The organism is Bdellovibrio bacteriovorus (assembly GCF_048286975.1).
Classification (GTDB): domain Bacteria; phylum Bdellovibrionota; class Bdellovibrionia; order Bdellovibrionales; family Bdellovibrionaceae; genus Bdellovibrio; species Bdellovibrio bacteriovorus_H.
Genome location: NZ_JBLVRT010000006.1, coordinates 59,023 through 85,110 on the forward strand (window position 1 = coordinate 59,023; position 26,088 = coordinate 85,110).

The following is a 26,088-nucleotide window of genomic DNA, read 5'->3' on the forward strand; positions in this document are numbered from 1 at the left end:
TGCCTCTGTATCCTTCGATTGGTATCTTTGAGTGGATGTCGATTGATAAAGAAATTGTAGAAGATTTTGTGAACGAGTCAAAGTCCTTGATTGAAGAGTTGTTGGACCTTCTCGAAGGTATTGAAGGCGACTTTACTCAGGTTCGTAAACTTGCGGATTATGGCAATAACGTCGATCGAATCATGGGCGGTGCCAAGAGTCTGGCTCTGATGGCGCCTCCAGAGCATGCATTGCACATGATTTCGGATTATGCGGCCCTGTGTAAAGCTGTCGGATACAAGGCTTCTCAGATCAAAGGCAATGAACAGTTCTTTCATGTCTGTGTCGGTCTTTTGCTGGACGCCACAGAGACTTTGGAAACATTGCTGGAGAACATTCACAAAGATTCAAACTTTCTGCGCGAAACGATTCCTCAAGCCTTTATTGACAGGCTTCGTTGGGTGTCCAATCAGTTCAACGAATCCTACAGTGCCAGCGTGGACACGGGCATGGCTCCGTCTAAAATGAATCAGTTTGAAATTGATGATCTGCTGAAAAAACTGGGTCTTTAGTTCTCCAGTTTTCCAAGACTCCACAAAGCCAGCTCGCCTAATTTTTCGTGTTCAGTCAGCGCCTGGATTTCCGGGCGCAGTTCTTTCAAACCCCGGTTGGCGGCCACAATCATGGCATTGCGTTTGAGACCAAAGGATCCGGCCCGGGCCAGCGGTGTTCCCAGGAAGTCGCGACTGATCTTTTTGCCCGAGGCGGACAGAATATAGCGCAGATCCTCCACTAAAAGGGCTTCTTCAGAATCATTCAAGGAAAGACTTTTTTCGATGGAAAGCTGACCTTTAAAGGCCTTTTGATTCCACGGACACACGGTCTGACAAAGATCACAGCCAAAGAACCAATCCCCAATCTGCGGGCGCAACTCTTCATCCGGGATCTGGCGGGATTCAATTGTCAGATACGAGATGCACTTGCGTGCATCCATCTTGCGGGGCTCAATCAAAGCGCCGGTCGGGCAGATGTCCAGGCAGCGGGTGCAGGTGCCACAAAAATCCGGCAAAGGTGCAAATTCGGTCTGTATCTTCAATGAAGTGTAGATTTCGCCAATGAAAAACAAACTGCCTTTCTTCGGGTGGATCAGGCAGGTGTTTTTTCCCACCCAGCCAAGTCCGGCTTGTTTGGCCAGATCGCGTTCCAGCACGGGGCTGCTGTCGGTGAAAGCCAAAAACTCCTCTTCGGGAAAGAGCTTTTGCAGATCCGAGCACAAAGACTTCATGCGATCCTTGAACCAGAAATGATAGTCCATACCTTGTGCGTAAAGACTGACGCGGGCTTGTTTCAGTGGAAATTCAGACTTTTTCTCAGGATGCGGGAAGTAAGGCATGGCAAACACCAAAGCGCTTTGGGCGCGGGGCCATTTACTTTGGGGGTTTTCTTTGATCTTGGCGTGTTCGGCCAGATAGGTCATGTCTCCGTGCAGGCCCTGGTCGATCCATTCCCGGTAGAAATCAAAGCTCAGGGGTTTGCTCAATGGTGCAAAACCGAAGTGGGAAAATCCCAGATCGGTCAAGGTTCCATCGATAAGAGATTTCATCTCCTGTGGCGTCACGCGAACAAACTCTTTCTTTCAGGCCTGTCTTTTTCTACACTCTAGGGTGTGAATCAGGTGCAAAATCTTCTTCAATCCCATCCCCATTGGCCGGCTGTGGAGTCAATCTACCACAGGCTGCAGGCCAATGGCTATAAGGCCTTTTTGGCCGGCGGCTGTGTGCGTGACGCCCTGTTGGGCATAGTTGCCAATGATTTGGATCTGGCGACCGACGCCACCCCGGAAAAAGTTGAGTCTCTGTTTAGTAAAACCGTCAATGTCGGTAAAAGCTTCGGGGTTATGCGGGTGCTTGTCGAAGGGGCGGATATCGAAGTAGCCACTTTCCGTAACGATGGAACATACAGGGACGGACGCCGTCCGGAAAATGTGGTTTTCGCAAGTCCCCAGGAGGATGCTCAGCGCCGGGATTTCACCGTGAATGCTCTTTTTTATGATCTGGCAACGGCCGAGGTGCTCGATTATGTCGAGGGCCAAAAGGATCTTAAGGCCGGGATCTTGCGCACGGTGGGCGAGGCGGAGCGCCGTTTTGAGGAAGATCAACTGCGGCTGTTAAGAGCCGCACGTTTTTCAGCCCAGCTGAATTTTGAACTGGAGCCAGTCAGTTTTGCCGCCGTAAAAAAAATGGCCGCCAAAGTGAAAACTGTCAGTGGTGAACGCATTCGTGATGAAATGACCAAGCTTTTGAAAACCGAGCACGCAGATCGTGGTTTGCAAGTCATGAAAGACTCGGGCCTGATGGGTGTGTTGTTTCCATTTCGTCTGCGCAAAAATGACTGGGTTAAAAACCTACTGGCCACCGAATCGTGGCAGCGTCTGGCGCTGTTTGTGCGAAGTGCTCAAGGTTCAGAGCTTATTCCGGCTTTGGATATGCTGAAGCTTTCCACCCGGGATCGTCGCGCGATTGAGGATGCCTGGAAAGTCTGGCACGATCCTCAACTGGTGCTGAAGAACTCTTTGGGAAAACAGCTGCAAATGCTGGCAAAAGAGGGCGTGGTTTTTGCTTTAAGAGTTTTACTGTCCGAGTCGCTTGAAAAGACCGCCATTGAAATCCTGCTGGCTGAATGGAAAAGCTGGCAGGAGGTTCTGCCCCGGCCGTTTTTGAACGGCGAGGATGTTAAAGGACGCCTGACCGGGCCTGCTGTCGGAGTCTGTCTTGAAAAGGCCTTTGAGCAGCAACTGGAGCGTCAGTTGCAAAGCCGTGACGAAGCATTGTTGTGGCTGAAAAAATATCTGGAAAGAGAGTCATCTTAGATGGAATCCGCATTTGTTCCCAGCACCTGGAGACGTTTTTTTGCCTATGGCATTGATCAGATCATCAGTCTGCCATTTTACCTGCCGTTTGCCGGGGTGTTTTTAAAACTGATTTTCACTGAAGACGATGTCATTGTGACATTGTTGCAGTTGTTTTTATTGTTTTTGATTCCTGCGGTTTATGAGTTTGTGTTTTTGGTGATGATGCAGGCCACGCCAGGTAAATGGTTTATGGGCCTGAAAGTGGTGCCCGCCAGCAATTTCACCGAAAAACTGCATTGGTCCCAGTGTCTGCTGCGCCCATTGACGGGGCGTTTGAGTTTCTTTTTCTCCTGGGGGATTTATGCCCTTGCGTTTTTCCGTTATGATCGCACGCATCTGTGTGACTGGGCGGCGGAAACCCGCGTGGTGCAGGATAAACCCCGCGCCACTCAGGCCCGTCTGCGCTGGGTCATGGGGTTGGTGTTTGTATTCCTTTACTCCTATGAAGGACTGGTTTCGGCCAAAATGATTCTGAAGTCGATTGACTGGTCCGAGCGTCAGGCCAACCTGCGCGAGGTGTTTGATCTTCAGGATTATATGGATGTGACGTTCGAACAGGACTAGGCTGCCGGTTTCCATTTTTTGAAGATGGTCGTGGTCATCAGCAGATCCACGTTGCCGGATCCCGACAGAGCTTCATCGCGCAGATCCTGAATGGCCTGTGTGGCTGTGCGGGCTTGTTTTCCGCCTTCGGTCAAAGCGGTCATTTCATGGAAGCGATAGGCAAATCCCAATAGTTTTCCGAACTCTGAAATATCCCCACCAACAAGCTTTTTGGGGAAGCCTGTGCCGGAGCCGTTTTCGCGGTGCTGGCCAATGGCATCGGAAATTTCCTGTGGCAGCGGGACTTTTTTGGCTTTGACCATGACCACCGAACGCTCGGGATACAGGTGATACTGGCTGATCTCTTCCGGGGTGTAGTCTTTGACAGGCTTGGTGCCCACGGTGACGGGCATCTGGGACAAACCAATATTGTGCAGAAGGCCTGCGATGGCGGCGGTTTCACGCTTGTCTGCGCTCCACCCCAGTAATTGAGCGAAATAGGCGGCATAGGCCGACAGACAGATGCAGTCATGGTAAAGTGTTCGCACATTGCCAGAAAAACGGAAGACCTCATCAAAAATCTCCTGCGGGGGAAGATCTTTGGTCAGCTCAAAGTCGGCAACGATGGATTTGCATTTGTCGAGGATCACTTTTCCTTCGGAATAGTCCGTGGAGGCGCCATTCAGGAACTGCGCCATGATTTCATAGATGACTTTTTTGGAGCGGTGGAATTTTTCCGTCATCGAGATGGGCATTGGCATATTGCGCATGCTCATCACCGTGCGGGCGTACTCGAAGAACGGTTTCATCTGGGTTTTTTTGATGTACATCTGCTGTTTTAAGGCATTGAACTTGTCCAGATGCTTCTGGTCAACCACATCGCCGGATTTTCGCATCATCACAGAGCGGTGGTTGGCGGGCAGGTGGACAAAAACATCAAAGTTGATATTGGTGTCAGCATCCATGTCGCGCAGATCCACTGGCATCAGGGCTGTGATGGGAATCTGGTCGCCCTCCATTTCAATAGGGGCCAGTTGCAGAACCATGTCCGAAATGAATTCGCGGTCGAAGTTGATGTGCATGATCTCATCGGCGCCGTTTTTCTTGACGATATTGAAATCCAGCGGGGCGGCGGAAGAGTGCAGAACGATGACCGGGCAGTCCGGATAATTCATTTTGGTGGACTGAACCCATTCATTGGTCAGATTGGTGCCATCTTGTCCGTCGACAAGCGCAAGAATCGGTTTGAAATTTTCAGAAGTGCCGTGATCAAGGGCTTCGTCGATGGATTTGAAGTGTTTGAGCTGGTACGGATAGTAACCCTTCAGGATAGAGGTGATGGCTTCCCAGAAGGAGTCGCGGGGACTCCCGATGAGAACATCAACCGTCTTTCCTGAAGTGGAACTCATTGCTGCACCGAAATCTCCACGTAGAAAGTGGATCCGTTCGTCAGGTTGAAGGGGATGACGAGCGTGGCACTTTTGTCAGCGTGAGTGATCTTGAAATCACCGGAAATCACGGTTGGAATTGCCATCTCGAAGTTGTATCCCAGTTGATTCAGTGTCGTCTTGGCAGAGCCGTAAATCATATTGGTCATTTCGCCGACAGCGTCGGACACCTCACCATTGATGGTGGTGTGTTTTTCGCCCAGCATGTTCTCAAGAATGTGGAAGATGCTGTCTTTGCCGTAAGAGATCAGCAAAGTGCCTTTCAGAGGCGGAGCCACCATGCCGACCATGCCTGCAATTTCCCCTTTAAGCACGAATTGCGGCTCAATGAAGGGTTTGCCAGGTGTTGCATCGGTTTGAGCGATGGTTTTCAGGGTCTTGATAACGCCTTCGACGAAAGCATTGATCAAGCGTTTGTCAAACAGGGGATTAATAGCTTCTTTTGGTGCTGCAGACATTTATTTCTCCAGACCCAAGTATTAGGAAGCTTTTGCTTGTGTTGCAGGGTTGTGTTTGGCCCAAACACGTTCCATCTTGCCTTTCAGAGTGGCAGAATTGAACGGTTTAACCACATAGTCAGAAACACCGGCTTTGGCGGCTTCCAGGATGTGCTTTTGTTCGGACTCTGCAGTCACCAGCATAAACGGCACGGACTTAGTGCGGGGGTCGGCCTTGCAGGCCTTCAAAAGGTCGATACCCTGCATTCCGGGCATATTCCAGTCCGAAATGACAAAGCCGTAAGGCTGGCCTGCATCATGGGCGGCCTGGATCATCGGCAGGGCAGTTTTACCATCATCAGCTTCCTCTACGTTGGTGTAGCCAAGCTCATTTAGCACTTTTTTAATGATTTTTCGCATAGTTGCGAAGTCATCAACGACCAAAAACTTTGTATTTGTGGGAAACATAATATCTCCTGAATGTTGGAAACTGTGTAAAATCCTCATGCTTATCGGTCTAGTTTTTTAAAACTAGAGTCCAAAGCTATTGCGAATTTCAGTTTTTGTTGTCAGACTTTATTACAGGTGGTCGAGGCTACTTTTGGACATGAGTCCTGGGTGGCGTTGAAGGTTTAGACGGATTTAAAAACAAAAACAATTAGCGGGAGGGAGCAAGGATGCTCAGAGATGTCCTGATTCAAAAAGGTCTTTCAAATAGAGAGGCAGAAGTTGCTGAACTTGTGTCTAAAGGCTTGTCCAACAAGGAAGTTGCGAACCAGCTTTTTGTAACTGAGAAAACAGTTAAATTTCACCTCACAAACATCTACAAAAAAATGAATGTGAAGTCTCGTGCACAGTTGATAGTATGGTGCTTGCCTCACCTGGGCTTCGTTGAAACTGAAGTTCGCGCTGAGAACAACAACCAGGCAGCTGCTGCGACTGCATTCAATAACAATGCAACTCAAACGATCCCAGCTGGATCTGCGACTGTTGCAGGTACTACAACTCTACCAGGTAGCGGTTTGAACCGTGGCGGTAACTCCGATATTGGTATGGGCGGCATCTAATCTTTATTGATTAGATTGGTTCTAAGGCGCAGGATGTGGAGACACAGACCTGCGCTTTGTTTTTTTAGAAAGGGGCTGCATTGTGGCTGCTTCAAAACCCGTCTCATCATCTCAAGTTGTAATGACTCAATTGGTTCTTCCTTCCCATACCAACTCTTTGGGAAGTGTCTTCGGCGGAACGATCATGTCCTGGATCGATATCTGCGCCGCGATCTGTTCCCAGCGACATTGTAACAAAGAAACCGTCACGGCCAGCATCGACCGTCTTGATTTCGTCGCGCCAGTTTATAAAGGCTGGGTGGTGAACCTGAAAGCAAGTGTGAACTACACTTCCAGAACCTCGATGGAAGTCGGCGTTCGTGTTGATGCGGAAAATCCAAAAACCGGCGAGACTTTCCATACAGCCTCGGCGTATCTGACTTTTGTGGCATTGGGCTCTATGGGGAAACCAACTGAAGTTCCTGGCTTGGTGTTGGAGTCCGAGGAAGACAAGCGTCGTTTTGAGCAGGCTAAAAAGCGCCGCGAAGTTCGTCTGCAGAATAAAACCAGATAATTTGCTGTAATACATCCTTATGTGTGTTGTCACGAACGCGAGGATGTCTATTCAAAAAAGGCTATCAAATGCCCGGACCCTGCGGTAGAAAATACTGTGGGGTCAGAATATCCGGTTAATCCATTTGGCGAATACGCAAACACCAGTCTCATGGTTCAGGCCACGTTGGGCTTTGATTGGTCCAAAACAGAATTAGGCCCCATTCAAAATTGGGATTCCGGTTTAATCAATTCACTTCGCATTGTATTCAGTTGTCCCGTGGGGATGTACTGCACTTGGGGACCCGAGCGACGGGTCTTTTACAACGACGCCTATATTCCTATCTTAAAACATCGCCATCCGCGGGCTTTGGGTTCGCCTCTGCGTGAGGTTTGGCCCGAGGTGTGGGATCAGGTGGATGCTATTGCCAGCAAAATTGAATCCGGGGGCGTGGTTCTTGAATCTGATGTGCAGTTCGACATCGAGGTCGATGGCAAGCCTCAGGGGAATTACTATACTTACGGAAATTCTCCGCTGTTTAATTCCGAAGGAAAAATTTCGGGAATGCTTTGTACAATTCTTGATACGACAGTCGCAGTGAAAAGGAATCATGCGGCCGAAGAGAATCTGGCCCGTTCCAATCAGGAAGTTCGCGCTGAACGCCGAAAGCTGCGTTCTATTCTGGAAAAAGCTCCCATTGCGATGGCGGTGCTTGATGGGCCGGAGCACCGTTTTTCGATGACCAATGATTCTTACCGGGATCTTTTCCTGGGGGATTGTGATGTCACTGGTCAGAGGGTCAAAGATGTTTTCCCCAAGACGGTGGCTAATGGGTTGATTGCTCAGTTGGATGAGGTTTATCGCACTGGAAAAGTCTTCGAAGCCAAGAACTATGAGGTCAATGATCGTCGTGCGGATGGGGTTGAGCTTTCGGTCTTTGTTGATGTGGTTTATCAGCCGATTTATGATTTTAACGATGAAATTGAAGGCCTTGTTCTTGCTGCTAACAATGTGACCGAGCAGGTGATGGCCGAGCGGGCCCTGCAGGCGGCAAAAAGTGCGGCGGAAAATGCCAATCAGGCGAAGTCCGCTTTTCTGGCAAACATGTCCCATGAAATCCGCACTCCGCTGGGGGCTATTCTGGGTTTCGCGGAAATCATTGGCACCCAGGATCTGGGGGAGTCAGAGCGACAGAAGTATTTCGAGATCATTCATCGCAACGGAACGTCGTTGACTCGTATTATTGATGACATTCTGGATTTGTCCAAAATCGAAGCGGGTAAATTTGAAATTGATAAGTCGCCAGTAAGGCTTAAAAAGCTGCTGCAGGAAGTTCTGATCATGTTCTTTGATCAGGCTTCGCGCAAGAATATTTACCTGAACTATGATTTGGCAGAGATCGGCAATCTGGTCGTTCTGTCGGATGTTGTTCGCATCCGTCAGGTTCTGGTGAATCTGATTGGCAATGCGATCAAGTTCACTTTAAAAGGTTCAGTGAAAGTTTCCTGCCGGGCTGAACAGGTCAATGGGACGCACAAAAAAATCACGTTCGTTATTGAAGACACCGGCATTGGGATGACAAAGGAGCAGGCGGACCGTCTCTTCCAGCCATTCACTCAGGCAGATGCGACCTCCACCCGCCGCTTTGGTGGAACGGGGTTGGGGTTGGCGCTTTCGCGAAATCTGGCCAGAGCTTTGGGTGGTGATGTGCGGATTGACCGCTGTGAGCCTCATCAGGGCAGCACCTTTGAGTTTTCGTTTGCAGCCGAGGATGTCAGTCCGCTTGCGGCGGTGATTCCGGAGGGAGCAAGTGCGGAGATCTCAAACCCGTTGGCTGGCGTCAGAGTTCTTGCTGTTGATGATTCGGCGGACAACCGCGAACTCATCGCAAAAATTCTGAGCAGCGCGGGGCTTGACGTCACGGAGGCTGAAAGTGGCGAAGAGGCTTTGAACCACGCCTTCAAAGAACAGTATGATCTGGTATTGATGGATATTCAGATGCCGGGGCTGGATGGGTTCAGCACCCTTTCAGGGCTTCGCAAACAGGGATTCCAGGGGCCAATCATAGCATTAACCGCGCACGCCATGAGAGAGGATCGGGACCGCGCTTTCGCAGCCGGATTTGCTGATCATCTGACAAAGCCAATCAATTCAAAGCTTTTGCTTCAGTCCATCCAGTCGCATCTGCGACTGGCTTAAACCATACAAACTATTTACAAAGAAGTTCGATCCAGCGAAGGGCTTCCTTCGCGTTGGGGCTGGTGGGGGCATCGTCTGGCTGATTGTCGCTGGTCAAGACGTCCTGCTTTTTTCGGGCGCAGTCTTTTTTGGTTTTTTCTTTTAGCTTCGCCAGCTCAAATGCCGGTTCCAGAGCGTAGAACAGACGGGCCACGTCCTGCTCTTTGTCGTCTCCTTCGGTGGGGTTGGATTTTTCATATAGATTTAAAGTTACTTCAAAGGATTTTTCCAAAGCCCTTAAGATAGAACCTTTTTTCTCGAATGTGGTTTCCTTCGAGGCTTTTTCAAAAGAGCTCTGGGACTCTTTAAAGAAGTCATTTGTATTTTTGAGCGGTGCTGCCTGGGCACTCAGCAATGTCAGGGCGAATACTATTTTAAGCATGTGTCGCCCTTCTTGTCGGCCGGGGAGTGAGGCACGCCGGGTTTGTATTGATCCAGCAGCTCATTCATTTTGACTTCGGTCTGCCGGACATAGGAGTTATTTTTAATAATGCGTGAAACGGCGTCGACCGGAGTGGTTGTGTTGGAAAAGCGCAGTCTGCGAATCAGGGATTTGGCCTCTGACGGTCCCTGGGGTCCATAGGCCACCAGGGTCAGATAGTTCAGGACATCCTGATTGGCGGCCAGTCTTCCGGCGCGGGCGGCAAGGGCTGGTTTCACAATACTGTCGCGCACATGCACGTAATAGCCGAGGGAATAGATCAGATTTCTTGCGACACCTTTTCCGGGGCTGACCCAGGTGCAATAGTTTTTCGGACTGCCGGGGCGAGGCGGGGGATTGACCAGATCATCCTTCATGATGTCGCGGAAGGGTTTGCAAGCCGGGTTCTGGCTCTTCATCAGAGTCTCCAGAATGTTGCGACCATTTCCTTCAATGAATTCTCCGTCTTCTTTCCAGCCCGCCAGTTCTTTTACAGGATTGGAGGTCAACTGTCCCATGCCCACGCCGCCGTTGTAGGCGATGTAAAAGTTAAAGGCGGTTTCATTGTTGATTTTTTTAAGAATGAAGCGGGGATCAATCGGCGTGCGATCTGAAGACATGCAGTTCAGGGCCTGATTCAGAGAGTATTCGATAAAGTCCACCGTGGAGGAGTTCAGGCAAGGTGCTGATTTCCCAGCATTTTCAAATTTCTTTGGAGTGTCTTTCAGGCAGCTGTAACCCTGGTTGCCCACTTCGCGCTGCAGGGATGCTTCGATGCATTCGCGGCGAATGGCTTTGACGCTGCTTTGTGCTTTGGTGACTTTGGCAATGTCCTTGGTGGCTTTCTTTAGGGACTTGAAGCGGTCTTCCAGTTCGCAGGCCACGACATAGCCGGCTTTTTGTGAGGCTTCAAAGTTGCTATAGGCAAAAGCCTGAGTCAGGGGATCGGTGGCTTGAATCAGCGATTGATTGATTTCCTGATTGGAGACGCCTTTAGTGCCTGACTTGTCGTTCACGCACTGGGGGGCGGTGGCTGCGGCCTGGAAGGAGGCGAAGCTGGAAAGTGCGGCAATAAGCAGATGAAGTTTAAGCTGTCTCACTTCTGGCTTATCGGCGGGATTATGGAATGGATAAGCTTTAAAAAGAAAACCCCAAGACGTAGGTCCTGGGGTTTCTTGAGTTTTCTGAAATATGTGTTCCGGAGCTTACTTTACCAGATAGTCCTTCCATCTGTTAATCAGGGTCGGAGTCAGCTGAGTGTAGCAAACCGTGCCTTCGGTCGCGGTTTCTTTGCGCAGGATTTGTGCTTCACGGCCCAAATCAAAGATTTTGTATTCTTCGGCGCGCGGGAAGTACAGCTGCACATCCTGCTGCATTTCACTCACGGTCTGGGCCATCAGTTTTTTAAGCTGTTCCATGCCCTGACCGGTCAGCGCACTGACGAATACACGAGGATAAGCCTTTACTCGGAATTGTCGCTCTAAAGGTGCGACATCACATTTGTTAAAGACGTGGATGATCTTTTTATCCTGCCAGTTGAATTCTTTAATCAAAGCTTCAACCACCTCGATTTGTCTTTCCATATTCGGCGAGGACAGGTCCACCACGTGCAAGAGCACGTCGGCTTCCGAGGATTCTTCAAGCGTTGCTTTAAAGGCCTCAATCAGTTGTGTTGGCAGTTTGCGGATGAATCCCACGGTGTCAGTGACGACAGCAGGGGGTGCATCCGGCAGGAAGATTTTGCGGGTTGTTGGATCCAGCGTCGCAAAGACCTGATTTTTCGTCATCACCTGAGCGCCGGTCAGGCGGTTCAGGATCGAGCTTTTTCCAGAGTTGGTGTAACCCACCAGTGCAAAGGAGGGGATCTCGTGACGACGACGCGATTGTCTGTGTTGCGCACGGTTTTGGCGCACACTTTCAAGTTTTTTCTTAATAAGTGCCACGCGCTCACGGATGCGACGACGGTCGTTTTCCAGAGCGGTTTCACCCGGGCCTCGGGTTCCGATGCCACCACCCTGACGGGAAAGGGAATCAAGCCAGGCACCGACGTTGCGGGGCATTTGATCCAGAAGCTGTGCAAGTTCCACTTGAAGTTTTCCCTCAAAGGTCTGCGCTCGCTGGGCAAAGATATCCAGAATCAGCTGATTGCGATCGATCACGCGGGCTTTCACGATCTGCTGCAAGTTTCGTTGCTGCACTCCGGAAAGCTGGTGGTCCATCACCACAATCGTGGCTCCGCTGTCGCGAACCATTTCAGCCACTTCCTCAACTTTTCCGGTTCCAATTAAAGTCGCCGGATTCCATTGCGGAAGAACCTGAATGATAGAGCCCACGACTTCACCGCCAGCGGCAGAAACCAGCTCTTCAAGTTCCAACAGATTTTCTTTGATTTCAGTAAGGGGCTCGGTCTTGAGGCCGACACCAATGACGATCGCTCTATCCTGGTCTTTGACTTGGGCTTGATTATTCAATCAGGAAAACCCTCCCTTGGTCTTAATTTTAGCACGGTCAGGGGTGGTCACAAAGTTAAATTTGCAGCAGCAAAGTCAGGATTCCGCCAGTAAGAATCAGAAGCGCACTGGGAAAGCGTTGGCGCAGCAAAACCAGACTAACCAAAAAGAGTCCCCAAGACAGGGGGGAGTTCAATGAATCCCGCCCCAACTGCACCAGAGTTGAAAAAAGCAGCCCCACAGATACCGCCACCACCCCTTGCAGGAATTGCTTCAGAATTTCGGAGTTCTTCAGCCATTGATAAGCCGGAATGCTGAGGGCGACAAAGATGAAAGCGGGCAGGAAGATTCCGACAGTGGCAATCAGGGCTCCGGAGGGGCCTTGCAGCAGGTAACCAATAAAGCTGGCGGTGGTGAATACGGGGCCCGGGGTGAATTGGCCGACGGCAATGGCATCCATCAACTGGGCTTCGGTAAGCCAGCTGCGTTTTTCGATCAGCTCGGTTTTCAGAAAACTAAGCAGCACATACCCGCTGCCAAACAGAACAGAACCCACTTTGAAAAACACCCAGAAAAGGGCGCCAGCATTCCAAAGACGGGTCGTGGTTTTTAAAAGAGGCAGCGCCAGGATTCCCCCGGCCAGCAGCAAAGGAATTTCTGCCATGCCTGCGGAGTGCAGGAAGGCTGAGATCATCACCAGTAACAGCACAAACAGATTCGAAGGGGATCTTAACGAACGAAGACTTTCCGCATTGATAGAGCTGACTTTTAAAAGACTCAGCAGAAATCTTGAGGCGGCCTGAAGAATCACGGCCAGCACCACGGCTTTGACTCCCATCAGGAAACTTTCCATTTGCGGAAGTTTTGCATAATGCACGTAAAAGGCGGCAATCAGGGTGACAATCAGGAATGCGGGCAGAATAAAGCAGACCCCTGCCACACCCAGGCCTTTCCAGCCGGCACGGCGATAGCCAATATGAATGGCAAGTTCCGTCGAATTAGGGCCGGGGATCAGGTTGGACAGAGCCAGAAGTTCCAGAAAGTCGGGACGGGAAATCCACAGACGGCGATGGACGAATTCGTCCTCCATCAGCGAAATGTGTGCGGCGGGGCCACCAAAAGAGGTGGCTCCCAGTTTAAGAAAAACCCAGGCAAGCTCCCAAAGAGACCCTTGAGAACGTTTCGGATTACTTTTTGCCACGGGCTTTCAAAGCATCCTTGATGAACTGTGCTTCCAGGGCCGTGAAGACTACGGAATTCACGATGCCATCAACCGTCGTCGTTCTTTGCAATACGTTGGCAGAACGGCGAACACCGGTCAGGAAGGGCCCGATCACTTCTGCTTTGCCGATTTGTTGAATCAGCTTGTAAGCGATATTGGACGACTCCAGATTCGGGAAGACCAGCACGTTCGCGCCGCCTTTAAGGCCCGAGAACGGGAACAGACGTTCCATGATTTCCGGATTCACGGCCGTGTCTGCCTGCATATCGCCTTCGATCATCAGATCCGGGCGCAACGTGCGGGCGATTTCCGCGGCTTTTTTCATCTTGCGAGGAGTGCCCTCAGCGCCGCTGAAATTGGAATAGCTCAGCATCGCCACGCGAGGCTCGATACCGAAGTACTCAACAATCTTTGCCGCCTGCAGGGCGATTTGCGCGCACTGCTCAGCTGTTGGATTGAAGTTCACGGTGGTGTCAGCCAAAACCAGGAACTTGTCTTCCAATAGAACAAAATTTAGACCCGCTGGGATGCCTTCTTTGTAAGTGCCGATAGTTTGCAGGATCGGACGAACGGCATCCGCATAGTTGATGGAAGATCCGCTGACCATGCCGTCAGCTTCACCCATGTTGACCATCATCGCTGCGAAGTAATTAGGGTCTGCCATCAGGCGTTCGGCTTCACCCAGGTTGATGCCTTTGCGCTGGCGCAAAGAATACAGCTTTTCAACGAAGCTGAAATACTTCGGATGAGAAGACGGGTGAACGATAGTGACATCGTTCAGCAATGGAATATCCAAAGCTTTGATCTTTTCTTTTACGCGTTCAGGGTAACCCAGCAGAATCGGCTGGCAGATTCTTTCTTCAACCAAAGTCGCCAAAGCTTTCAAAACCTTGGTGCTGGTGCCTTCCGGGAATACAATGCGTGGCAATTCGCCGCCGTTGGCCTCCGAGTTCTGGTGCACGCGGTTGATCGCCGAACGGATGAAGACTTTGGACGGGCCCTGTAGGGCTTCCAAAGACTCACGGTATTGATCCCAGTCTTCAATCGCACGAGTCGCTACGCCGGACTTCATCGCAGCTTTCGCCACTTCCGGAGCCACCCACAACAGCACACGGGTGTCGAACGGTTTCGGGATCAGGTAATCGCGACCGAATTTGAAGCTTTTGCCGCCGTAGGTTGCCGAAACTTTGTCGGGAACATCCATGCGCGCCAGTTTCGCCAAAGCGTGAACAGCTGCCAGTTTCATTTCTTCGTTGATCTGGGTGGAACGAGTGTCCAAGGCGCCGCGGAAGATGGACGGGAAGCCCAGAACGTTATTCACCTGGTTTGGATAATCAGAGCGACCGGTGGCGATAATTGCATCCGGGCGAGCTGCGCGAGCCTTGTCTGGAGTGATTTCCGGCTCGGGATTTGCCATGGCAAAGATGATAGGATCTTTAGCCATGTCCTTCAGCATTTCAGGGGTCAGAGCGCCTGCCACGGAAAGGCCGACAAAGACATCCGCGCCACGCAGGGCTTCAGTCAATGTGCGGGCTTCAGTTTCTGAAGCGAAGTATTCTTTGTACTTGTTCATGCCCGCAGTGCGGCCTTTGTAGATAACACCTTGAGAATCACACATGATGATGTTTTCACGGCGAGCACCCAACGCGATAAAGATCTTCGCGCAAGAGTTTGCAGACGCACCCGCACCGTTCACGACGATGCGAACTGTTTCCATTTTGCGGTTGGTGATCGAGCAGGCATTCAAAAGGGCTGCACCTGAAACAATCGCGGTTCCGTGCTGGTCATCGTGGAAGACCGGGATGTTCATTTCTTTCTTCAGACGCTCTTCGATTTCAAAGCACTCGGGCGCTTTGATATCTTCAAGGTTGATGCCGCCGAAAGTGGGCTCCAGAACGCGAACCGCATTGCAGAACACGTCGACGTCTGTTGCTGCCACTTCAATGTCGAAGACGTCGATACCGGCAAATTGTTTGAACAAGATGCCTTTACCTTCCATCACCGGCTTGCCGGCGGCAGGGCCGATGTTTCCCAAACCCAGTACCGCAGTACCGTTAGAGATCACCGCCACCAGATTGCCTTTGGCAGTGTAATCGTAAACTTTTGCTGGATCCTTGGCGATGGCTTTACAAGGTGCTGCCACTCCCGGAGAGTACGCCAGTGAAAGATCTTTTTCGGTGGCGCAGGGTTTGGAAGAGATGACTTCGATTTTGCCCGGTTTTCCTTGCTGGTGGTACAGCAGGGCTTCTTGGTCGAAGTTTGTTGTCCCGGTTTTCGGTTCAATTTTAGTTTCAGTTTTGTTGTCCAAGGATGCTCCTTTGGTGTTGCAGTTTTTGGGCTCCCGAAGCCAGGGATTTTGCGACCCATTTCAATGGGTTAGAGGGAGTCCAGTTACAAGTGCCATTACTCTACCGAGGGGGGTGGGGTGGGTCAATGAATGGGGAACTTGGCGCGCTGAGCCTTTAAGGCAAAAAATATTTCTCCGAGCGAAAACTGCTCACTTTTAGAGCAATATTTCTAGTAATTGCGGAAAATCCGCGATCTGTGGGCCTTTGCTGTTCCTAGACCAAAATCCTCGAGTGTTCGATACTTCGGGGGGAGATCCAGAAGGGCCTTTTACTATTTGGTGGAACTGCCGAAAAGACATATCATTTTAATGGTTTATACAACTAAGGAGACTGTTCATGAAATCACCACGTGATGTTGTTCTTGTAGAAGGTGTTCGCACTCCCTTCGCGAAAGCAGGAACAAAACTTAAAAAAGTACACCCGGCAGAATTGGGTAAAGTCGCTTTGAAACAAGTTATCGCCCAGACAAATCTGGATGTGAACCTTGTGGATGAAGTGATCATCGGGAACACCGGAAATCCTCCGGACTCTGTGAACATCTCGCGCGTGGTGGCATTGAACGCTGGTATTCCTTTGAAAACCTCTGCATACACAGTTCACAGAAACTGTGCTTCTGCACTTGAATCCATCTCCAACGGCTATGAGAAAATCAAATCCGGAACAATGGATGTGATCCTGGCGGGCGGGACTGAAAACATGTCCCAGATGCCGACGCTGCCTCCAAAAAAATTCCAGGAAATCTACGAAAAACTTTTCGCTGCGAAAGGCCCGAAACAAGCATTGCCCCTGTTGTGGTCTCTGTTCAAAGCGGACGTGAAACAGATCAAAGCTTTGTTGTCCGGCAACATGCGTGACGAGTACTTCCCGGTGATTTCCGTGATGATGGGTCTGACGGATCCTTTCGTCGGCATCAACATGGGTCAAACAGCCGAGATCCTGGCAAAAGAGTGGGGTTTGTCTCGTGAGACTCAAGATAAGTTTGCCCTGCGCTCTCACCAGTTGGCTTCCAAGGCCATGAAAGAGGGCCGCATGCGTGAAGAAATCGCTCCGGTTTATCTGGCTCCTGAATACAAGGAAGTGATCAGCGATGACATCGGTCCCCGTGACACACAAACGATGGAAGCGCTGGCAAAATTGAAGCCGTTCTTTGATAAAGCCACAGGCTCGATCACGGCGGGGAACTCCTGTCCGATCACCGATGGTGCGGCGATGGTGTTGATGATGTCCCGGGAAAAAGCTGAAGCTCTGGGTTACAAGCCACTGGCAACGATCCGTTCTTACGGTTTTGCAGGTCTTGAACCTGAACGCATGGGCTTGGGCCCGGTTTACTCCACTCCGGTGGCGTTGAAGCGTGCGGGGCTTTCCATGAAAGATATCGGTCTGGTGGAATTGAATGAAGCTTTCGCGGCTCAGGTTCTTTCCTGCCAAAAGGCATTTGATTCTGACAAATTCGGTCAGGAAAAATTGGGATTGTCTTCCAAGATCGGTGAAATCCGTGATGATATTTTGAATGTCAACGGTGGCGCGATTGCTTTGGGGCACCCAGTGGGAGCAACAGGCACCCGTATCGTTCTGACTTTGGCCAAAGAAATGAAACGCAGAAACACCCAGTTTGGTCTGGCGACTTTGTGTATCGGTGGCGGCCAAGGCGGATCCATGATCCTTGAGAACGAGGGTTAAGAAACTCTCGGTCCCGCGGCCTCTGGGGCTGGAGCCCGGCTCCGAACTCAGCGGCTGCGAACAGTCCTCGCGGACGCCATCCCGTTGGGATGAGCTGCTGCGGAACTTGCCTCTGAGCTCGGACCCAAGCTCCAGCCCCAGAGGCCGCGAAAGAGATTTCTTCTCTGTTCGCAAGGACTGATGGTTGGTGTTTTAGATTTAGAATGTTTTTAGATTTGCAACTTAGGAGTTTTCAGAATGTCTATTCAGGAAAGTATTAAAATTGTTCCTCAGGGTGAGGTTGCTGTTGTTGAGTTTGATCTGGTCGGGGAGAAAGTTAATAAGTTCTCTACGCCGGTGATGATGCGCCTTAAGGAAGTTGTTGAGGAGTTGAAGAAGTCCTCTTACAAGGCTGTTATTTTTAAATCCAACAAGCCCAAGATTTTTATTGCGGGTGCGGATATTGAAGAAATCAAGAGCATGACCAAGGCGGAGGAATTTGAAGCTGCCGTGAAGGGTGGTCAGGAAGTTATCAGCATGGTTGAAGACCTGCCGATGCCGACCATTGCGGCTGTGAATGGCGCTTGTATGGGTGGGGGTTGTGAATTCATCCTTGCTTGTGATTACCGTATTGCTTCTGAGGATTCTTCCACGAAAATTGGCCTGCCGGAGATTCAACTGGGGATCTTGCCTGGGTTTGGTGGCTGTATTCGTATGCCTCGCGTGATTGGTTTGCAGGCGGCTTTGGATATTATCCTGGCTGGTAAGTCTGTGAATTCCAAAAAGGCTCTTAAAATCGGGTTGGTGGACAAAGTCGTTCATCCGAACTTGCTGGAGTCCTTCTCTTTGAAATGGGCGAAAGAAATCATCGCTGATGGCGCTAAAAAACGCCGTAAAACATTCAAGCCACAAGGCGCTGTGAATGTGATTTTGGAAAGCGCATTGGGTCGCAGCATTGTCTTTAAGAAAGCCCGTGAGGGGGTTCTGAAAGCGACCAAAGGTCATTATCCAGCGCCGCTTCAGGCTTTGGAAGTGATTCAGAAAACTTATGGCATGTCTGATCGTGATGCGGCTTTGCGCATTGAGCGTGAAGGCTTCTGTAAATTGGGTGTGACGGATATTTCCAAAAACCTGATCCACGTTTTCTATTTGACCGAGATGGTGAAAAAACAAAACGGTGTGCCGGGTGTGGATGTGAAACCACGCGATGTGAAAGGTCTGGGCGTTTTGGGTGCTGGTACCATGGGTGGCGGTATCGCCTACGTGGCGGCCGACAAGGGCATTCAGGTTCGCATGAAGGACTTGAACACAGATGCGCTGGGTAAGGGTTTGAAACACGCCAGTGATCTTTGGATGAAACTGGTGAAAAGAAAATCCATCGACAAGTATCAGTTCCAGCAAAAAATGGATCTGGTGTCTGTTTCCACGGATTACGCAGGTTTTAAAAATCTGGATGTTGTTGTTGAAGCCATCGTTGAAGACATGGGCATCAAACAAAAAGTGATCGGCGAGTGTGCGGGTCAAATGCGTCCTGATGCAATTATTGCGACCAACACAAGCTCCCTTTCTGTGACTGAAATGGCCAAAGGTCATCCACGTCCAGAATACTTCGCGGGCATGCACTTCTTCAATCCGGTGAATAAAATGCCTCTTATTGAGGTTATCCGTGGTGAAAAGACTTCCGATGAAACCATTGCAACCATCTACGAGCTGTCCAAAAAAATGGGCAAAATGCCGGTGGTTGTGAAAGACGGCCCGGGTTTCCTGGTGAACCGTTTGCTTCTTCCTTACATGGGTGAAGCGGCGTTCTTGCTTCAGGAAGGCATGAGCATCGAATTTGTGGATAAAGTTTACGTGAAAGAATTCGGTATGCCGATGGGTCCATTTGAATTGATGGACGAAGTCGGTTTGGATGTTTGTTTGAAGGTTCTTAAAATCTTCAAAAAAGCCTTCGGCGAGCGTATTGAGCTTGCGCCTTGTATGGAAGCTCTGGGTAACTCCGGTCGCCTGGGGCGTAAGAACGGCAAAGGTTTCTATACTTACAGCGAAGATGGCAAACGTGGTGCCGTAGACCAAACAGTTTACGCGGCATTGGGCCTGGGTCAGCCAACCAATCCGTATGATTCCAAAGAATGCATCGAGCGTGGTGTCTTTGCGATGATCAATGAGTGCTCTTTGGCGCTGGTTGAAGATCGTATCGTTGAAACTCCGCACGAAGTGGATCTGGCGATGATCATGGGTACTGGCTTCCCGCCGTTCCGTGGGGGTCTGATGAAGTACACGGACAGCATCGGCACTCAGTATGTGGCCGACCAGCTGGCGATGTACGCTTCCAGCCGCAAGGCAGCCCGCCTGAAACCGGCGACTCCGCTGACGAACATGGCGAAATCCAACAGCAAGTTCTACAAGTAAAAACAAAAAAGCCCTCTGAAAAGAGGGCTTTTTTTATGCCTTTAATTCGTTGGAAAATCGTGAAAGTCTTAGATGTTCCGGAATTTCTTTTCCCGACAGGCTTTCCGCCAGTACGCGGGCGGCGTGGAAGCTCAGCCCCATGCCGTGTCCAGAACAACCCGCCATCACATGCAGTCCCTGACGATTTGGAATTTCGCCAATCATCATCTGGCCATCCGGGGAATAACCCATGATGCCGGACCACTGATAGGCCACGCGTGCGTCTTTGCCGTGTTTAAAGTGACTGCGCACAAAATCAATCAAAGCCTGCTGAATCAATGGTGTGGTCGCATCAGTCCAGGTGTTTTCGGTTTCGACAGAAAGATTTCTGAATCCACCAATCAGCAAATGTCCCGTCGGCAGTTGGCGGAAATAACAAAGATGCTTCGTCAGATAACAAGGCCCTTTGACGAACGCAGGCAATGGCTCTGTGACCAGAATCTGACCGCGGCCGGGGCGAATCAGGTCTGAAAACTCGGGCGCCACCAAGGGCAAATACGCATTCAAAGTCAGAAGCACTTTCGGTGCGCTGAACAGACCGCGATCGGTTTGCAGCACATGGCCTTGGGTCTGGTGAACCACTGAAAACACTTCCGTGCTTTCAAAGATCTCGGCCTTCAGGCGGGCGCGCAGTTTTTCAATCAGCTTCACCGGATGGACGTAACCATCCCCCGTGTACTGAATACCGCCTTCAAAGCCCGTGACGCCATAGTCACGTTCCATATCTTCCGGACCCACCTCCAGCACGTCGATGCCCACAGAGCGCATGGTCAGCGCAGCCTTTTGGTACTTTTCCCAATGTACAGAACTAGGTGCGACAGTGCAGGAGCCGGTGTGGCGGAAGTCCACCGCATCCAGGTCTTTGCCGATGATTTCATCCAGCAGCAGGCGGCGGTTTTCCTCTGAAAACTTCCAGATCTCGGAGGCTTTTTCCAGACCGAACTGTTCTTGAAGCTTCATGAAATGTTCCGTCGATCCACAGGTCACAAAGCCTGCATTGCGGCCCGAGGCCCCGAATGCCACACGGTGCTTTTCAAGGATCGCAATTTTCAATGACGGATTTTCTTTTTCCAGCCAGTAGGCGGTGGACAGTCCGGCAATGCCAGCACCCACGATGACGACATCAAACTGTTTTCGTTTTTGGGAGGCAGATTGATCGAGCCACAACGAGATACTCATAAAAGTCCTTAAAGATACTTGATCATTTCTTCCGCCGTGCAACGGCAGGGTTTTCCATCGCGGATGCAGGTGTAGTCGACGTCAATCCAATAATTCGGATGTGTCGCCACACTGGTGAATCCATATTTGGTCAGATAGCGAATCGAGGAGTTGTTCGGGGATTCTTTCCACGCATGGGTGATGACGGCCTTGGCTCCCAGTTTGCGGAAGCATTCCAATGCCGCATCAGATAGTTTGGGACCCCAGCCGCCACCTTGAACTTCCGGTGCGATAAAAAGGCTTTGGAAATAAGCGGCACTTTCCAGTGGCACATTCCATAGTTCCGGGTGCAGTTTTGAACCTTTGCCTTTGCTCCAGGCGCCGGGTGGATAAGCCAGCCGGAAGCCTTTGATATGGTTTTGATCATCGATCAGAACAAAGGAACACATGATGCCTTGGGATTGGGATTTCCGGTAACAGTCCTGCAGTTCGTTTTCGGTAAAATAACCCAGCCCGATTGTGGAATCGGTAAAAGCTTTCACCAGAGGCAGATCGGTCAGTTCCAGCGGGCGCAGTTTCATGCCCTCATAAACTCATATCCCGAAAACGGGGTCAAGTTATATGGGCATTTCGTCATAGCCTTCGCCGCGCCCGACGTTCAGGGAAAAGCGGTGGTGTGCAGAGTCCCAGTGTGCCTGAATGGCGATAGGGTGACAGCACACCTCGCAGTCATAGATAAACTCTTGATCGTCGCCGTCTTCATGGTAAAGGGTCATCGCAAATTTTTCCCGGCAATGCGGGCAGATGACTTTATAGTCCATAGGGCCTTCTTTCTTCCCACATTGTCTGAAATGTGCGGGGAATATCCTAGAAGGCCTGCTAAGAAACAGCAGTTAAATCTCTTTTCCCAGGGCTTGAGTCAGGAATTTATGACAGGCAAAGAACATAATTCCCGGGATCAGACTTAAGCCTGCCAGAAGCAGCCAGAACTGATCTTTCCCCATGGTCTCATAGAACATACCCACATAACCTGCGACGTAGTTTCCAAAAAACGCCGCCAGGAACCACACACCCATCATCATCGACACAATCTTGGCCGGAGAAACTTTCGTAACTACTGACAGACCAATCGGGGAAATATAAAGTTCTGCCATCGTCAGCAGGAAGGTTGACCCCAGCAGCCACATCACCGAGCCCTGACCGCCGCCTACGATTTTTGCCGCGAAGTACATCACCACAAGGGCGACAGCGCCCAGCACGCAACCCAGAGCCATCTTCGTTACTGTGGACAGCGCTTTGCTGTGCTTCGCCTGCCATGCCCACAGGCGATCCAAAAGCGGTGCAAACAAGATAATGATCAGAGGATTGAAGCTCTGATACCAGGTGGAGGGGATTTCCCAGCCGAAGAAATTCCAGTCCGTCTGCTGATCCGCCCACAACTGCATGGTGTTACCCTGCTGTTCGTAAACACCCCAGAAGAAAATCGTCACCATGCACAGGAAGGTCAACGCGATAGTGCGGGTCCATTCCTCGCGGGTCATCGGCTTGTGTGCGACAGCTTCGACTTCATTGATGGATTTTTTGTGTTCGGTTTCAGGCAGATGCTTTCCGCCGAAGTGATAGATCGCCAAAGATAGCAACATGCCCACACCCGCGGCACCAAAACCCCAGTGCCAGCCGACTTTTTGTCCCAGGGTCCCGCAGATCAGCGGTGATAAAACCGCCCCCAGATTGATCCCCATATAGAAAATGGTATAAGCCCCGTCACGGCGGTTGTCGCCTTGAGCATAAAGACCGCCCACTTGGGTGGAGATGTTCGGTTTAAAGAAGCCGTTTCCGACAATCAGGAACAGCAAAGCTGGGAAGAACAGGCTTTCTGCGGCCATCAGGAAGTGGCCAATAGCCATCAAAAAGCCGCCGATATAAACCGAACGGCGCTGGCCGATGAAGCGGTCGGCGATAATTCCCCCGAAAAAGGGTGTAAAATAAACAAGGCCTGTGTACAGTCCGTAGATCTGGGACGACATCGCTTGAACGGAGATTTCACCATAGAAATACCCCAGAACTGATTTAAGGGTCGCAAAGCCCCAAATTTCTTTGCCGTGCTGAGCTTCCAGGAACAGGTACTGAGTCATGTAAAGCACCAGAAGCACTCTCATGCCGTAATATGAGAATCTCTCCCACATCTCAGTGAAGAAGAGTGTAAAAAGTCCTCGTGGATGCCCCATGAAATTTGTGGAATCTGCGGCCATGAAACTCCTGTCAATGTAATGAACATTGCAATTTTCTTTTTTTCAGAACTCTTTTGATCTTGGCAATACTTTGGCATAAATGCACTGAAATTAAATGCATCAGAATTTTCAGAGGGGGCCATTTATGGCAGTAAAAAAGAACATCCTGGTTGTGGGCGCATTGCTTTCTTCGACGCTTCTTTCGGCGTGCACCCAGTTCGAGGCAAAGCCTCTGGATCAAATCATCCAGGCCAAGCAGGCTCCGGCAAACTCTCTGAGTACCTTCAGCAACCCTGCCGACATCCCGGCACATGCCGCGTGCAAACAGGCTTCCTGTGTCACCATTCAAAAAAGCTCTTTGGGTAAGATCTTCCTGTTGATGGCTTCTGGTATCACTTCCGGGATGACGCCACAGTGGTACGACTTGAAACCTTTGGTGGTGAGCTTTGAAAAGTCCGGCAACCGCCTGGCTTTGATCGGCGAAAACTACAACAGCATCTATTCTGAAATCCGCACCGTGAATCTGATCCAGAGTTTCGAAGTGATTTCTGAAGACGCAACATCCATCACGTTTGACTGGGGACAGGGGCTAAAGAGTTTTGTCCTTCAGCGTTCCTATGACGTTGATGCTCCTCGCGGAAATGTGGACCTGACCGACAGTTCATTGGCGTCTTTGCCGGTGATTGATTCTTTTGTGACCGGAATCAAGTTTGATGAAAAGAACATCGAGCTGAATCAGCTGTCCAAGATCCGCAGTGACAATATCAAAGTTGGCTCTGACAAGTCCCTGAATCACGAGCCGCGTGAAGAAACTCTGAACATGAACATTCAGATTCGCGCCTATGATCTTTCCAAGAACTTCAAGGCCAAAGAATACGACAGTTCCCGCCGTGTGGGTTTCTTCGTTACCAAATACCGTAAGCTGGGCTACAGCAAGGAAATGACGAATCTGATCACCAAGTGGGATATTTCACCTGAAAAAGGCCCGATCAAGGTGCGTGTTTCTGAAGCGGTTCCAGAGGACTATCTGACAGCCGTGACCGAAGGGGCGCTTTACTGGAATAAAGTTTTTGGCCGTGATGTGATCCAAGTGGTGACGGGTGTTCCTGTGGATGCCAAGCCCGAAGATCGCAGCATCATCGTGCGCTGGATTCCCTGGCTTGATTCCGGTGCGGCCTATGCCATTGGTCAGTCGGATCCATTGACGGGCGAGCTTTTGCGCGCTCAGGTGTTTATGCCTTCCGTGTTCACGTCTGTGGGTTCTGCTGATCTGGTTAAACTTAACGGAGACGTGCCGGTGGTGGCTGCAGGCGCGATTGCCTGTGACTTGACCCCGTCTTTGCTGGCCTTGAATAAGATTGCCCGTGAAGCGGGGGATTCTCAGCGTCTAAGACTGGCTCAGGACAGTGTGCGTGCCACAGTGGCGCACGAACTGGGGCATGCTCTGGGTATGCGCCATAACTTCGCCGGGTCTTCTTCTGCGAAGGTTTCAACTCAGGAAATTTACGAATCGGCCAAGACTTATTTGCGTGATCCAAATCATCAGGGTCTGGAAACATCCACCAGTATCATGGACTATGTCAGCGGCATTGATGACATCCTGATGTCAGGTCGAATCAAGTATGCAGCTCTTTCCTATGACAAGATGGCGATGGACTGGGCATATTCTGACAACAACACGGCTTTGGATGAAAAAATCAGCCGTTATTGCACCGATGATGATATCGCCGTGGCGAATTCTCAAGGTCTGCAGATCTATGGTTGCGAGCGTTTTGATGCGGGTAACAACCCATTGTTGCGTAAATATCTGGATGCGGTGGATGAGCGTGATGATCTGGTGAAGGTTCTTTTTGCCTCCATTATTGGCCGCTTGTATCCAGCCGATCAGCCGGGTGTGGTTCGCAATCTGGATACGGTCTTGGCGGACACTGTAAAGTGGGGTCGTGCGAATATTGATCTGTCTTTTGTTTCTCAGGTTCTTTTTGACAGTACGAAGGCGGGGCAGCCAGCAGCGAGTTTTGCTTCTTTGACGGCAGTAAAAACCGGCAAAATCATGTATGCACGTCTGGGCTTGGATGAACAGTTGATGAAAGAGCGTGCGGCTTCCTTGAAAGAAGTCGGTGGTTATGCGGCGATGTTGAATGGTTTGATGCGCGATAAAAACGGCAACATCAACATGAAGTGGCTGGATCAGCAGATTGAAGAGCTGAAATCTGCTCCGTACCTGGCTCAAGGTAAAACTTTGGGTGGTCGTGAGTATGTTCTGACCGATGCTCAACAAAAAAAGATCCTGAAGTTCATGGACAGCATTCGTCCAGTGAATGACAAGGTTTTGTTGGTTGGTGGTGCGACCTTGTTGCCGAAGCTGAACGAAGCCGTGGAAGAAGCCAATGGCGCCAAAGCCATCGTGACCTCTTTGCTGGGCCAGAATTTGTTGGATGAAGTTGAAGCCGAATCCCTGACGGCCTTGTATCTGGATCTGGCTCAGGCTGCGACGGGTACGGTTGTGGTGAAAGTGGGCCCGGGTCTTACCAAAGAAGTGACATTGCCATACTCCTGGTTGAAGGCGGATGAAAAGGCTTACTTCGGGAAGTTGTTGTCTTCTCAAGGTCTGCGCTTTGATATGACTTTGCGTATGGCGAAAGCCCGCTCTGAGCAGCTGCAAAAGATCGCAGGGCTTCTGTCTGAAATTGATCCATCCCTGGATCCAGTGGTCGAGCCGAATCTGACCACTTTGCCTCAGCGTCTTTTGGCGGGCGGTTTGGTGGATGCCACAGCGGCGGCTTGGTTGAAGGCTGAAATCGAAGTTCTGACTGCTTTGAGCAAGATTCAATAGCATCTATATAGAGGGTGAGTTTGTTGAAAAGGCCGGCTTTGTACCGGCCTTTTTTATTTGTCTCAAAGTGAGACGGGAATCGGGGGCTGTCGAAAGTTTTTGCGCCTGCGTCCCTGAAATGGCGCTCTTGGCATCTTCGTATCAGCACGAAACGAAA

At 50.5% G+C, this 26,088-nt stretch carries 22 protein-coding genes; 9 read left to right on the forward strand and 13 right to left on the reverse strand.

Annotation, left to right across the window (positions count from 1 at the left end; genetic code table 11):
* Positions 1–68 precede the first annotated feature (68 nt).
* Positions 69–551: a hypothetical protein gene (locus ACNQKP_RS15660; RefSeq protein WP_417865855.1), complete on the forward strand. Its 483-nt coding sequence runs from the start codon at positions 69–71 to the stop codon at positions 549–551.
* On the opposite strand, the gene queG is transcribed toward ACNQKP_RS15660, so the two are convergent.
* A complete protein-coding gene (queG, locus tag ACNQKP_RS15665) occupies positions 548–1,582 on the reverse strand; it encodes a tRNA epoxyqueuosine(34) reductase QueG (protein WP_417865857.1) in 1,035 nt (344 codons plus the stop codon). The two genes, ACNQKP_RS15660 and queG, sit on opposite strands and share 4 nt — an antisense overlap.
* A 111-nt stretch (positions 1,583–1,693) precedes the next feature.
* Between queG and ACNQKP_RS15670 the strand changes: the two genes are divergently transcribed.
* Both ACNQKP_RS15670 and ACNQKP_RS15675 read left to right on the forward strand, forming a co-directional pair.
* On the forward strand, positions 1,694–2,848 hold the full coding sequence (locus tag ACNQKP_RS15670; RefSeq protein WP_417865859.1) for a CCA tRNA nucleotidyltransferase: 1,155 nt from the start codon (positions 1,694–1,696) through the stop codon (positions 2,846–2,848).
* Positions 2,849–3,454 (forward strand): RDD family protein, encoded by a 606-nt coding sequence (locus ACNQKP_RS15675; protein ID WP_417865861.1) that lies wholly within the window; start codon positions 2,849–2,851, stop codon positions 3,452–3,454.
* Here ACNQKP_RS15675 and ACNQKP_RS15680 read toward each other — a convergent pair.
* Genes ACNQKP_RS15680 through ACNQKP_RS15690 form a run of 3 tightly spaced genes read right to left on the reverse strand, consistent with a single transcriptional unit; the run spans position 3,451 to position 5,786 of the window.
* A complete protein-coding gene (locus tag ACNQKP_RS15680) occupies positions 3,451–4,842 on the reverse strand; it encodes an HD domain-containing phosphohydrolase (protein ID WP_417865863.1) in 1,392 nt (463 codons plus the stop codon). The two genes, ACNQKP_RS15675 and ACNQKP_RS15680, sit on opposite strands and share 4 nt — an antisense overlap.
* A complete protein-coding gene (locus ACNQKP_RS15685) occupies positions 4,839–5,339 on the reverse strand; it encodes a chemotaxis protein CheX (protein WP_417865865.1) in 501 nt (166 codons plus the stop codon). Before ACNQKP_RS15685 ends, ACNQKP_RS15680 begins: the two co-directional genes overlap by 4 nt.
* 21 nt (positions 5,340–5,360) lie before the next feature.
* On the reverse strand, positions 5,361–5,786 hold the full coding sequence (locus tag ACNQKP_RS15690) for a response regulator (protein ID WP_038449096.1): 426 nt from the start codon (positions 5,784–5,786) through the stop codon (positions 5,361–5,363).
* Between the two features lie 209 nt (positions 5,787–5,995).
* On the opposite strand from ACNQKP_RS15690, the gene ACNQKP_RS15695 reads away from it, so the two are divergent.
* The 3 genes from ACNQKP_RS15695 (at position 5,996) to ACNQKP_RS15705 (ending at position 9,116) form a co-directional block, all read left to right on the forward strand.
* Positions 5,996–6,385: a helix-turn-helix domain-containing protein gene (locus tag ACNQKP_RS15695; protein ID WP_011164286.1), complete on the forward strand. Its 390-nt coding sequence runs from the start codon at positions 5,996–5,998 to the stop codon at positions 6,383–6,385.
* 121 nt (positions 6,386–6,506) lie between these two features.
* Positions 6,507–6,938 carry an acyl-CoA thioesterase gene (locus ACNQKP_RS15700; protein ID WP_417865868.1) on the forward strand — a complete coding sequence of 144 codons (432 nt, stop codon included), beginning with the start codon at positions 6,507–6,509 and terminating at the stop codon, positions 6,936–6,938.
* 264 nt (positions 6,939–7,202) lie between these two features.
* The gene (locus ACNQKP_RS15705) at positions 7,203–9,116 is read left to right on the forward strand and encodes a response regulator (protein ID WP_417865870.1); all 1,914 of its coding nucleotides are present in this window, start codon (positions 7,203–7,205) and stop codon (positions 9,114–9,116) included.
* A gap of 10 nt (positions 9,117–9,126) precedes the next feature.
* Here the strand turns inward: ACNQKP_RS15705 and ACNQKP_RS15710 are convergent, their stop codons facing one another.
* The 5 genes from ACNQKP_RS15710 to ACNQKP_RS15730 form a co-directional block, all read right to left on the reverse strand.
* Positions 9,127–9,537 carry a hypothetical protein gene (locus tag ACNQKP_RS15710; RefSeq protein WP_417865872.1) on the reverse strand — a complete coding sequence of 137 codons (411 nt, stop codon included), beginning with the start codon at positions 9,535–9,537 and terminating at the stop codon, positions 9,127–9,129.
* Positions 9,525–10,676, reverse strand: coding sequence for a hypothetical protein (locus tag ACNQKP_RS15715; protein ID WP_417865874.1), 1,152 nt, complete (start codon positions 10,674–10,676; stop codon positions 9,525–9,527). The genes ACNQKP_RS15710 and ACNQKP_RS15715 overlap by 13 nt, the downstream gene beginning before the upstream one ends.
* Positions 10,677–10,781: 105 nt before the next feature.
* On the reverse strand, positions 10,782–12,047 hold the full coding sequence (gene hflX, locus ACNQKP_RS15720; RefSeq protein WP_011164291.1) for a GTPase HflX: 1,266 nt from the start codon (positions 12,045–12,047) through the stop codon (positions 10,782–10,784).
* A gap of 55 nt (positions 12,048–12,102) precedes the next feature.
* Positions 12,103–13,227, reverse strand: a complete 1,125-nt coding sequence (gene chrA / locus ACNQKP_RS15725; protein WP_417865876.1) for a chromate efflux transporter — start codon at positions 13,225–13,227, stop codon at positions 12,103–12,105.
* Complete coding sequence (locus ACNQKP_RS15730; RefSeq protein ID WP_417865878.1) at positions 13,214–15,556, reverse strand: NADP-dependent malic enzyme; 2,343 nt, start codon at positions 15,554–15,556, stop codon at positions 13,214–13,216. The genes chrA and ACNQKP_RS15730 overlap by 14 nt, the downstream gene beginning before the upstream one ends.
* 376 nt (positions 15,557–15,932) lie before the next feature.
* On the opposite strand from ACNQKP_RS15730, the gene ACNQKP_RS15735 reads away from it, so the two are divergent.
* Both ACNQKP_RS15735 and ACNQKP_RS15740 read left to right on the forward strand, forming a co-directional pair.
* Complete coding sequence (locus ACNQKP_RS15735) at positions 15,933–17,276, forward strand: thiolase family protein (protein WP_417865880.1); 1,344 nt, start codon at positions 15,933–15,935, stop codon at positions 17,274–17,276.
* 237 nt (positions 17,277–17,513) lie between these two features.
* Entirely contained in the window at positions 17,514–19,667 is a 2,154-nt protein-coding gene (locus tag ACNQKP_RS15740; protein WP_011164296.1) for a 3-hydroxyacyl-CoA dehydrogenase NAD-binding domain-containing protein, read from the forward strand.
* Positions 19,668–19,700: 33 nt separating this feature from the next.
* On the opposite strand, the gene ACNQKP_RS15745 is transcribed toward ACNQKP_RS15740, so the two are convergent.
* The 4 genes from ACNQKP_RS15745 to ACNQKP_RS15760 all read right to left on the reverse strand — a co-directional run bounded on the left by ACNQKP_RS15745 (position 19,701) and on the right by ACNQKP_RS15760 (position 23,116).
* A complete protein-coding gene (locus ACNQKP_RS15745) occupies positions 19,701–20,885 on the reverse strand; it encodes an NAD(P)/FAD-dependent oxidoreductase (protein WP_417865883.1) in 1,185 nt (394 codons plus the stop codon).
* Positions 20,886–20,893: 8 nt separating this feature from the next.
* Entirely contained in the window at positions 20,894–21,445 is a 552-nt protein-coding gene (locus tag ACNQKP_RS15750; protein ID WP_417865884.1) for a GNAT family N-acetyltransferase, read from the reverse strand.
* Between the two features lie 36 nt (positions 21,446–21,481).
* Positions 21,482–21,685 (reverse strand): CPXCG motif-containing cysteine-rich protein, encoded by a 204-nt coding sequence (locus ACNQKP_RS15755; RefSeq protein ID WP_011164299.1) that lies wholly within the window; start codon positions 21,683–21,685, stop codon positions 21,482–21,484.
* Between the two features lie 72 nt (positions 21,686–21,757).
* Positions 21,758–23,116, reverse strand: a complete 1,359-nt coding sequence (locus tag ACNQKP_RS15760) for a peptide MFS transporter (RefSeq protein WP_417865886.1) — start codon at positions 23,114–23,116, stop codon at positions 21,758–21,760.
* A 124-nt stretch (positions 23,117–23,240) separates the two neighbouring features.
* Here ACNQKP_RS15760 and ACNQKP_RS15765 point away from each other — a divergent pair, with 124 nt between their 5' ends.
* A complete protein-coding gene (locus tag ACNQKP_RS15765) occupies positions 23,241–25,931 on the forward strand; it encodes a zinc-dependent metalloprotease (protein ID WP_417865888.1) in 2,691 nt (896 codons plus the stop codon).
* Positions 25,932–26,088 lie beyond the last annotated feature (157 nt).